This is a genomic window from Vineibacter terrae, assembly GCF_008039615.1.
Classification (GTDB): domain Bacteria; phylum Pseudomonadota; class Alphaproteobacteria; order Reyranellales; family Reyranellaceae; genus Vineibacter; species Vineibacter terrae.
On record NZ_VDUZ01000123.1, the window covers coordinates 1 to 952 of the forward strand.

At 61.4% G+C, this 952-nt stretch carries 1 protein-coding gene; it reads right to left on the reverse strand.

Annotation, left to right across the window (positions count from 1 at the left end; all coding sequences use genetic code 11):
• Positions 1 to 123: 123 nt before the first annotated feature.
• Complete coding sequence (locus FHP25_RS40480; protein ID WP_147852690.1) at positions 124 to 693, reverse strand: TIGR00645 family protein; 570 nt, start codon at positions 691 to 693, stop codon at positions 124 to 126.
• Positions 694 to 952 lie beyond the last annotated feature (259 nt).

Genomic DNA, 952 nt, shown 5'->3' on the forward strand with positions numbered 1-952 from the left:
AGCGCCAGCGAAACGCGACAGCCGCTCCCATCAAATGGATGTTCACCACCCAACGCGCTCGCACAAAGCTCGCTCGCGCCTATCCAGACGCAGCCAAAGAGTCATAATCTCTGGGCACAGGTACTAGTGCTTGCCGTTGGGTGGGACGCTCAGGCGGTCGACAAGCGCGATGCCCAGCGCCGACAGGATGAACAGCCCGTGGATCAGCGCCTGCCACATGACGCCGGCTTCGGTGTAGGTCGCCTTCTCGGAGCCGAGGTTGCCGGCCTCGATGAACGTGCGCAGCAGATGGATCGAGGAGATGCCGATGATCGCCATCGCCAGCTTGATCTTCAGCACGCTGGCATTGACATGGCTGAGCCATTCCGGCTGGTCGGGATGGTTCTGCAGCTCCAGGCGGGAAACGAACGTCTCATAGCCGCCCACGATCACCATGATCAGCAGGTTGGAGATCATCACCACGTCGATGAGCCCGAGCACCACCAGCATGATCTGCTGCTCGTTGAACGACAGTGTGTGGCTGACGAGATGCCAGAGTTCTTTGAGGAAGAGCGCAACATAGACGCACTGGGCGATGATCAGGCCCAGATATAGTGGTAGCTGCAGCCAGCGCGACGCGAATATCAACTGCGGCAGGGGGCGCAGCCGCGACGCCGCCAGGGGCACGGATCGCGTCTGAGGGGGCACCGACATTACCTTTCACCTCGCCATTCCGGAAAGCCGGCCGACTTGGGCCGTGGGGGCTGATCTAAGGATGACGGCGCCGAGGTCAAGGCGCGTGTTGATGTCATGGCCGGCGGGTCGCACGGCATCGCGCCTGCGGGTCAGGGCTATCGCATTTGGAAATTTGTGAACTGAGCGAGCATGGTGGCGAGGAATTGGTTGTCCCAGCCGGCACGCTTGAGCTTGCCGCGCATGGAGCCCTTTGAGGGCTCGATCTTGGCGAGGTTAA